The organism is Streptomyces sp. ISL-36, assembly GCF_018614205.1.
Classification (GTDB): Bacteria; Actinomycetota; Actinomycetes; order Streptomycetales; family Streptomycetaceae; genus Streptomyces.
Genome location: NZ_JAGGOS010000028.1, coordinates 42,238 through 50,894 on the forward strand (window position 1 = coordinate 42,238; position 8,657 = coordinate 50,894).

The window sequence follows — 8,657 nt, forward strand, 5'->3', positions numbered from 1 at the left end:
GTCTCTGACCGAAAAAGGAACCGGACGCGGTCGTCTGTCGGAGACTGGCAGGACGGTGATCCCCAGGGGGAGCGGGAAGGGCGTCGATGGATCCGTTCGTGTACGTGCCTGCCGACGATCCGCTCTTCGGTGCGGTCGACTGCGCACTCGACCACGACGCCGGGACACTGGTCGTGAGCGGCGGTGGTCTTCCACGGGCCGAGGTTCGGCGGGCCGCCGGTACGACGCCGGAGAGTCATGTGCCGATCGGGACACGCGACCCGGGAAGTCTCACCCTGAGGATCGACGGCATCGACGAAACCCTGCGCCCCTCCAAGGGGTTCCTGACCCGGCGGTCGTACCGGGTGGAGGTCGTCTCCGGGGCGCAGGGGTGCCGGTATCTGCTCGTGCCCGATTCCCTCGGCACCAGCCGTCTGTCGCGGGACGGTGGACTCCTCGGCGTCTTCACGTCGACCGGGGACGGGAGCGTGACGGCCGAGTGGCAGGCGGAGGGCGGCTCCGGGCGCGGCGTGGGGCCCTACGACGCGTCCGTCGGGTACGCCCTCGCCGCCGCGTTCGGCACGGGGGCCGAGCCGATGTGGAAGCTGACTCTGAACGCCGTGCTCGACCTGTGGCCGTGAGGCCGGACGTTCCTCAGCCCTCCTGCCGCGGCAGCAGGTGCGAGCAGGTCGAGCGGGCGACGAAGGCGAACCCGTCGTAGTCCCTCGCCAGTACGACGGGTGCGACGTGGAAGCGGTAGGCGAACCGCGGCACGTTCGCGCCGAAGCTGCGCTGCGCCCGCGGGGCGTGCAGCCACGGCGCGGCTTCGGCGGACGCGGCGGCGGCGCGCAGGTCCGCGTAGTAGTCGCCGCGTACGGCGTCCGCGAGCCGCGCCTCCACGGAGCGGAAGCCCGTGCCGATGCGGTGCCGTACCGGCAGGCCCCGCAGGTCGTCGCCGCGTCGGGCGAGGAAGGACCCCTTGCCGAAGAACAGGGCCAGCGCGTAGTAGGCGTCGCCGTAGCGTTCGCGGAGCCGGCTGCCGAGCGCGGGCACCTGCTCTCCGTACGTGCCCTTCGCGATGTGGCCGTTGTGCGCCCAGACCATGACACGCGCCCGCGGGTCGTCGTCCACGAGCCGGGCGACGGCCTCGGCCATGTAGCGGTCGCGCGCGGCGAACACGCTGTCCTCCCCGGCCGAGGGGTCGAAGGGGCGCGTCACCAGATCGGCGGCGCGGACGAGGATCCGCGCGTGCTCCAGGGCGTCGTCGATGTCGTCCCCCGGCCCCGACGCGTCGCGGTGTTCCGTCAGGAAGCGGGCCACTGCCTCGGCGCGCCGCAGCAGGGCCTGGTCCGGGTCGGGCCGCGAGGCGGGGCGCGCCTGGGACAACACCTCGAGCGCGCGGATGTCCTCGGCCTGCTCGGGCGCCGTCCGGCGCAGGAAGGCGGCGACCGTCCCGACCGAGTCGGCGCAGCGCTGGGGGTCCGTGCCGACGAAGCGGATCCGGCGGTCCTCGGGGAGGTCGCGGTTGTGGGCGCGCAGCCACTCGACGAGGTCGACCATCTCCTGCGTGCGCCAGGTCCAGAAGCCCAGCCGGGCGACGAGCCGCGCGGGGTCGCCGACGCCGTGCCTCACGTACGCGTCGAGGGCGCGGGCGGCGGACTGGCTGGCCTCCATGGCGAGGGTGGTGAACCCCTCCTCGCGTACCAGGAACTCCACGATCCGGTGCTTCAGACGGAAGAACTCGCCCGTGCCGTGGGTGGATTCGCCGAGGCCGACGATCCGCGCCCCGCGCAGGGCTTCGCCCAGCGGTTGCAGGTCCCCGGTGGGAGCGCCCGGTGTCAGCGTGCCCAGGGGGCGGGCGTTCTCGGCCAGCCAGCGGGCGATGTCGTCGGGCACCGCGGTGCCTCTCCTCCCTGCGTGCGGCCGGGCGGCCCGGCGGCCCGCCCGTGATGTCGCACCCGATCGTGTGTCAGCTCTCCAGCTCCCGGCACGCCTTGAGAATGTCCTGGAGGTCTCGCACGGCGTCCGGAAGGCCATGCTCGGAATACACGCCCGCGACGTTGACGACAACTTCGTCCGCACCCGCCCGACCGAATTCGGCCAGTCGTACGGCGATCTCCTCGGGCGTGCCGTTCGCCGCCTACGTAGCCGGGCGGGGTCATCCAGCTGATCGCGGCGTCCGCCACCCTGGGCCGTGGCCGGACGCGGTAGCCCATGCCGACCAGGTGGGCGAACACCTGCTGGGTGTCCGCGCTCAGCGACTGGCTCAGCCAGAGGCGGGCCAGCCCACCCGTCGCGGCCCGAAGCCGGGAGACGGCAATCCTCCGCAGCTTTTCTGGGACGTGCGGCGGTGCCCGTGCGCCTCGCCGGGGGAAACGCCCGGGCGTCCGGGGCCCCGCAACGGCCTCCGCTCGGCATGGCCGCGTGAGCATGCGATTGACTGGCGTCGGCATGACCGGACGACGCGGAACTCATGGGGGCCACGCAGTGAAGGACAACGACATCCCGCTCATACCGGACGCGGTGTGGTTGGAGGAGCGGCTGGGCCGAGGCTCGCTCTGGCGGCCGGACGAGGCCGGTCTCCCGGCCGAGCTGACCGATGCCCGGTCGCGGGAGTTCCTGCTCACGGTCGGCTTTCCCGCCGTTCACCTCGATGTCGTCGGGATCGACACGAGGCACCTGCGGGACGAGGACGGGCTGGACCCGTTCGACGCCGACGAGATCTACGGCAACCGCTACCCCGACGACGACTCCCCGCCCGAGAACTTCTGCTTCACCGTCGCCACCTGGAGCGACCAGCATCTGATGCTCGACGCCGCGGACGGCGGCATCACCCACTACGACCCCAACGGCTGGGACCACGGCGCCGGGTGGAAGGGACTGGCCGCCGAATCCCTCCCCCTGCTCGCCGTGCTCCTCGGGCTGATCGCCGAGGCGAGCGGCGCCCTGGGATCGGCCGACGACACCGTGCGCGAGGCCGCCGTCACGGAGCTGCGCGAGCGCATGGTCGACCTGGAGCCGTACGTGGACGACTGTCCTTTCTGGGACGAGATCTTCGAATGCCTGGGCTGAGGGCCGGGCCGATCCGGCGCGTCGCAGCCCTCCGGATCCGTAGATCCGGCGTCGCCGAAGCCAGTTGAGACGCCGGTCCGGTTGGGAAAGAGTCGGGGGCATGGAGTTCCTCTGCTACCACCGCGATCGGCCCGGCTCCCTTCCGTTGCGCATCGAGCTGCTGGAAGAGCACTGGTCGTACATGGACCGGTACGAGAAGGAGATGATCGCCCGCGGCCCGACCCTTGCCGCCGACGGCGAAACGCCCACCGGCAGCGTCCACATCGTCGACCTGCCCGATCCCACCGCGGCGCGCGCGTTCGCCTTCGACGAGCCCGGTCACCAGGCCGGCGTGTACCGGGACGTGCTGCTGCGCCGATGGCGCAACCTGCTCGGGCGCACCATGTGGGATTTCCCCGGCGGCCCCACGGACGGCAACCGGTATCTGGTGCTCGGCCTCGGCACGGGGCGGGCCGCCGATCTCACTGTGCCGCCCGGCCGTGATGAACTGATCGCGTACGGGCCGCTGTTGTCCGACGACGGCGCCGACTGGCTGGGTACGGCGGCGCTGGTCCGCGCGCCGGGCCCGGACACGGCACGGGCCGTCCTGACCTCGGGCGCGTATGCCGATGTCGAGGTCCATGAGTGGCGGTTCGGCGGGCGGCCGTCGTGAACCGAGGAGGCATCGGTCCGACGGGGCCGGTGCCTGCCGGTCCGGAGCGCAGCGGTGAGGGCCTCCTCGGGAGGGGGTGGACGCGGTCGGCGTGGTGCCGACCCCAGCCCGGATGGTTCATACACATGAACAGGAATCAGCTACGCGTTCATTGACGCGTCCACGGCAATCACTTTACCGTCGGAGAAAGCGCTTTCCGAAAGCTGTGACTCTTTCGACCCCTCGAACGCGTTCATGCGGTCTGAACAGCGGCGTTCGTCACGCCGAAGCTCGGCACCCCTGGTCCGACCCCACCGATCCTCTGGAGTGAAACGATGCAACGGAGTCCCGTCATCGGCGCTACCTGTGTCAGCCTGTTGACCGGCGCGCTCGTCGCGCTGTCCGGCACCACGGCGCAGGCCGCCTCCACCCGGTACGAGGCCGAGGCCTCGCCGGCGGTCTGTACCGGCACCATCGACTCCGACTGGGCCGGATACTCCGGCAGCGGTTTCTGCAACGGCAGCAACGCGGTCGGCGCCTACGCGCAGTTCACCGTGAACGCCGCCGCCTCCGGCACGGCGACGATCACCATCCGCTTCGCCAACGGGACCACCACCCCACGCCCCGCGAACGTCACGGTCAACGGCTCGTCCAGCACCACCGCGTCCTTCGAGGGCACCGGCACCTGGGCGACATGGGCGACCAGGACGCTCACCGTGCCGGTGACCTCGGGCACGAACACCGTCCGGATCAGCCCCACCACCTCCGCCGGGCTGCCCAACCTCGACCGCCTCGACGTCGAGGTGGCCGGCACCACGCCGCCGGCGGGCACGGCGTTGTACGTGGCGCCGAACGGGCGTGACGACGCGGCCGGCACGGTGTCGGACCCGACGACGCTCACCTCGGCGATCAGCCGCGTCACCGCCGGTGGGACGATCTACCTGCGGGGCGGCACCTACGGCTTCTCGCAGACGGTCACCATTCCGCCGGGCAAGAACGGCACCTCCAGCGCCCGTACGACGCTGTCCGCCTACCCGGGTGAGACTCCGGTGCTGAACTTCTCGGCCATGGCCGAGGATCCGGCGAACCGCGGGCTCGCCGTCAACGGGTCGTTCTGGCGCGTCAGCGGCATCGTCGTCGAGCGCGCCGGTGACAACGGGATCTTCGTCGGCGGAAGCAACAACGTCATCGAGCGCACGGTGACGCGCTTCAACCGGGACACGGGACTGCAGCTCTCGCGGATCGCCTCCACCACCCCCCGTGACCAGTGGCCGTCCAACAACCTCATCCTGAGCGTGGAGTCGCACGACAACGCCGACTCCGACGGAGAGGACGCCGACGGCTTCGCCGCGAAGCTCACCGTCGGCTCGGGGAACGTCTTCCGCTACGCCGTGGCCCACAACAACATCGACGACGGCTGGGACCTCTACACCAAGACCGACACCGGACCCATCGGAGCGGTGACCATCGAGGACTCCCTCGCCTACGGCAACGGCACCCTCTCTGACGGCACCGTGAACTCCAACGGTGACCGCAACGGCTACAAGCTCGGCGGCGAGGACATCAAGGTCGATCACGTCGTCCGGCGCAGCATCGCCTACCGCAACGGCAAGCACGGGTTCACCTACAACAGCAACCCCGGCACGATGTCCGTGTCGAACAACGTGAGTGTCGACAACGCCCAGCGCAACTTCTCGTGGGACGCCGGCACCTCGGTGTTCCGGAACAACGTCTCGTGCCGCAGCGGCAGTGGGTCCAACGACAAGACCGTCGGTGACGCCGACGGCTCGAACCAGTTCTGGTCCGGTACGAACGGGTCCTCCTGCTCGTCGTACACCGGCGCCCTGAACTGGTCCTACGCCACGGACGGCCGCCTTGTGGTGACCTTCGGGGGCAAGCTCGTCACGCCGTGACCGGAGAACGCCGCGGCCCCCTGGGAATCAGCCGGAACAGCAGCCGAATCAGCCGGCTCCCGGGGGGCCCATCCCGCCCTTGAGGCGTTCGATGTCGGAGGGGCGCACCTGGATCGCGATGAGGGCGATCACGGCGCCGACGATCGCGAAGACGGCCGCCGTGACGAAGCCCGCCGAGACGCCCGAGGTCAGCACCTGGTCGCTCCAGGGCGGGGGCAGTTGGCCGGTCTTGGCGAACTCGGCCTTCTCCAGGGGTCCCGCCTGCGAGAGGAAGGCGGCCACCTGCTTGTCCGCCTCGGTGCGGCTGGCCGTGCCGAAGACCGTCACCAGGATCGACAGGCCGAGGGAACCGCCCACCTGCTGGGTGGCGTTGAGCAGGCCGGAGGCGGCACCGGACTCCCTGGCCTCGACGTTGGACAGCGCCATCAGGGTCAGCGAGACGAACATCATGCCCATGCCGAGGCCGAAGACCAGGATCGGCCCGAGGATGCTGCCCAGATAGGTGGAGTGCACATCGGTCAGGGTCAGCCAGGACAGGCCGGCCGCGGCCAGCACCGAACCGACCACCATGAAGGGTTTCGGCCCGTACTTGGGCAGCAGCTGGGAGGCCATCCCGGCGCCGACCGCGATGATCGCGCTGACCGGCAGGAACGCCAGTCCGGCCCGTAGCGGGCTGAAGTCCAGGACGTTCTGCACGAAGAGCGTGAGGAAGAAGAACATCCCGAAGATCGCCGCGGCGAGGCAGAGCATGATCGCGTAGGTGCCCGCCCGGTTGCGGTCGGCGAACATGTGCAGCGGGGTGATCGGCTGCCGGGAGCGGCGCTCCACCAGGATGAACACGGCGAGCAGCACGATCGACGCGCCGAACGAGGCCAGCGTCCAGGGGTCGCGCCAGCCCTCCTGGGCGGCGCGGATGAACCCGTACACCAGCGCCACCATGCCGAGGGTCGAGGTCAGCGCGCCGGTGAAGTCGAAGTGACCGGGGTGCCGCTCGGACTCCTTGATGTGCCGGGGGGTGAAGAAGGCGATGAGCAGCGCGATCGGCACGTTGACGAAGAAGATCCAGCGCCAGTCGAGCCACTCCACGAGGAGTCCACCGGCGACGAGGCCGATCGCGCCGCCGCCCGCCGAGACGGCCGCGAAGACGCCGAAGGCCCGGTTGCGTTCGGGTCCTTCGTCGAAGGTCGTGGTGATCAGGGAGAGCGAGGTCGGGGAGGCGATCGCGCCGCCGACGCCCTGCAGCGCCCGGGCGGCGAGGAGTTGCCAGTCGCTCTGGGCGATTCCGCAGAACAGCGAGGCGAGCCCGAAGAGCAGCACACCGAAGATGAAGACGCGTCGGCGTCCGAGGATGTCGCCCGCACGTCCGCCGAGCAGCAGCAGACCGCCGAAGGTCAGCGTGTAGGCGTTGACCACCCAGGACAGACTCGTGGTGGAGAAGTCCAGCGCGCTCTGGATGTGCGGCAGCGCGATGTTCACGATGGTGATGTCGAGGACCACCATCAGCTGGCAGGAGGCGATCACGAACAGGGCGATGCCCTTGCCGTCACCGCTCTTCTTCCGTGCGGCGGTCGGTGCCGGGGTCGTCGGCTTCGGTGTACTCATGGCGCATCGCGCCCTCGTCCTGGTGAGGGAGCCGTGGGCCGGTCAGTCCACCTTTCGACACTAAGCCCGCCTCCGGCGGGTGACCAGTTGGATCATGCGGTCCCGGGGGTCTCGGCGATGAAGGAACGCAGGACGTCGGCGAGCCGTTCGGGCTGGTCCTCGCTGACGAGCGTGCGACTGTCCTCGATCTCGACGAGCCGCCCCTGAGGGAGGAGTTCGGCGAGCCGGCGGCCATGTGCACGCGGCATCATCAGGTCGTCGAGGGCCCAGACGACGAGCGCCGGCCGGTCGAACTTCCGCAGTCCTTCGGCGGCTTGGAGGAGCTCGTCACGGCGCACGGCCAGGCAGTAGCGGCGGAAGTCGTGCCGGATGGCGGGGTCGGTACGCAGGGGGCGCAGCCAGCGTGCGGCGATCTCGTCGGGGACGGGCCGTCTGGTGAGCGCTCCGAGGCCGATGGGGAGGCGGCGCAGCGGCTTCAGGCCGAGGACGCGGACCATGAGGGAGATCCCACCGGGGACGCGGCAGGCCAGGTCGATCATCTTGCCGGGTGCCCCGGGCGGGTAGTTGTCGAAGGCCTCGCAGGAGACGAGGACGAGCCGGGCGAGCCGCTCGGGGTGGCGGACGGCGACGGTCTGGGCGCGTCCGCAGTCGCTCTCGACGAGGGTGACGTCGGTGAGGCCGAGCCGGTCGAGGAACTCGGCGATCAGCTCGATGACGCTGTCGGGCGAGAGCGGCACGTCCGGCTTCATCGGGGTGCGGTGGGCGCCGTACGGGAGGGTGGGCGCGAGGACCCGGTGGTCGGGGGCGAGTGCGGCGGCGACTTTCCGCCAGACGGTGGCGTCGTGGACGAGTCCGTGCAGGAGTACGACGACGGGACCGGGGCCGCCGGTGTCCTCGTACGCGATGGTTCCGGCGGTCAGCTCGATCTCTGGCACGGTTCCCCCTGCTCATGGATCTACTCGAGTACGGCGAAGCCGTCCAGCTCCACGTGGGCCTGATCGTCCCACAGCCGTACGACGCCGATCACGGCCATGGCCGGATAGTCGCGCCCGGCCAACCGCCGCCAGATGCGGCCCAGTTCATGGGCGTGGTGACGGTAGTCGGCGACATCGGTGGCGTAGACGGTGACGCGGGCGAGGTCGGTCGGAGTGCCGCCGGCGTGGCGGAGGGCGGCGAGGAGGTTGGCGAGGGCGGTCTCGAACTGCTCGGGCAGGGTCTCCCCCACCACCTTGCCGTCGCGGTCGAGGCTGGTCTGTCCGGCGAGGAAGACCAGGCGGGAGCCGGTGGCGGTCACGGCGTGGGAGAAGCCGGCGGGCGGGGACAGCTCGGCCGGGTTGTGCCGGTGCAGGCTCATGCGGACGGCTCCTTCGACGGCTCGGCGGCGGACCGGACGGCGGTCGCTCCGATGGTCCCTTCGGCGGTCGCCACGACTTCGGGCGCGGCGGCCGGGTCGGTGCCGG

Annotated in this window: 8 protein-coding genes; 4 read left to right on the forward strand and 4 right to left on the reverse strand. The window is 70.8% G+C overall.

The annotated features are described in order from the left end of the window. Nucleotides 1-86: 86 nt before the first annotated feature. The gene (locus J7E93_RS07855; protein WP_215066799.1) at nt 87-620 is read left to right on the forward strand and encodes a hypothetical protein; all 534 of its coding nucleotides are present in this window, start codon (nt 87-89) and stop codon (nt 618-620) included. A 13-nt stretch (nt 621-633) separates the two neighbouring features. Here the strand turns inward: J7E93_RS07855 and J7E93_RS07860 are convergent, their stop codons facing one another. Beyond that, nucleotides 634-1,875, reverse strand: a complete 1,242-nt coding sequence (locus J7E93_RS07860) for an erythromycin esterase family protein (protein ID WP_215066801.1) — start codon at nt 1,873-1,875, stop codon at nt 634-636. A 591-nt stretch (nt 1,876-2,466) separates the two neighbouring features. Between J7E93_RS07860 and J7E93_RS07865 the strand changes: the two genes are divergently transcribed. From J7E93_RS07865 to J7E93_RS07875, 3 genes are all read left to right on the forward strand, one after another. Then, nucleotides 2,467-3,051, forward strand: coding sequence for a hypothetical protein (locus J7E93_RS07865; RefSeq protein WP_215066803.1), 585 nt, complete (start codon nt 2,467-2,469; stop codon nt 3,049-3,051). Between the two features lie 100 nt (nt 3,052-3,151). Continuing rightward, entirely contained in the window at nt 3,152-3,703 is a 552-nt protein-coding gene (locus J7E93_RS07870) for a YciI family protein (RefSeq protein ID WP_215066805.1), read from the forward strand. A 314-nt stretch (nt 3,704-4,017) separates the two neighbouring features. After that, nucleotides 4,018-5,595: a carbohydrate-binding protein gene (locus tag J7E93_RS07875; protein WP_215066807.1), complete on the forward strand. Its 1,578-nt coding sequence runs from the start codon at nt 4,018-4,020 to the stop codon at nt 5,593-5,595. A 48-nt stretch (nt 5,596-5,643) separates the two neighbouring features. On the opposite strand, the gene J7E93_RS07880 is transcribed toward J7E93_RS07875, so the two are convergent. The 3 genes from J7E93_RS07880 to J7E93_RS07890 all read right to left on the reverse strand — a co-directional run bounded on the left by J7E93_RS07880 (nt 5,644) and on the right by J7E93_RS07890 (nt 8,551). Continuing rightward, nucleotides 5,644-7,197 (reverse strand): MFS transporter, encoded by a 1,554-nt coding sequence (locus J7E93_RS07880; RefSeq protein WP_215066808.1) that lies wholly within the window; start codon nt 7,195-7,197, stop codon nt 5,644-5,646. Between the two features lie 92 nt (nt 7,198-7,289). Further along, nucleotides 7,290-8,132 carry an alpha/beta fold hydrolase gene (locus J7E93_RS07885; RefSeq protein WP_215066810.1) on the reverse strand — a complete coding sequence of 281 codons (843 nt, stop codon included), beginning with the start codon at nt 8,130-8,132 and terminating at the stop codon, nt 7,290-7,292. A 20-nt stretch (nt 8,133-8,152) separates the two neighbouring features. Further along, nucleotides 8,153-8,551 carry a RidA family protein gene (locus tag J7E93_RS07890; protein WP_215066812.1) on the reverse strand — a complete coding sequence of 133 codons (399 nt, stop codon included), beginning with the start codon at nt 8,549-8,551 and terminating at the stop codon, nt 8,153-8,155. Nucleotides 8,552-8,657: the final 106 nt, after the last annotated feature.

Coding starts and splice junctions, on each gene's coding strand:
- J7E93_RS07875 (WP_215066807.1), top strand. CDS start 4,018: ATGCAACGGAGTCCCGTCATCGGCGCTACCTGTGTCAGCCTGTTGACC.
- J7E93_RS07890 (WP_215066812.1), bottom strand. CDS start 8,551: ATGAGCCTGCACCGGCACAACCCGGCCGAGCTGTCCCCGCCCGCCGGC.
- J7E93_RS07880 (WP_215066808.1), bottom strand. CDS start 7,197: ATGAGTACACCGAAGCCGACGACCCCGGCACCGACCGCCGCACGGAAG.
- J7E93_RS07870 (WP_215066805.1), top strand. CDS start 3,152: ATGGAGTTCCTCTGCTACCACCGCGATCGGCCCGGCTCCCTTCCGTTG.
- J7E93_RS07855 (WP_215066799.1), top strand. CDS start 87: ATGGATCCGTTCGTGTACGTGCCTGCCGACGATCCGCTCTTCGGTGCG.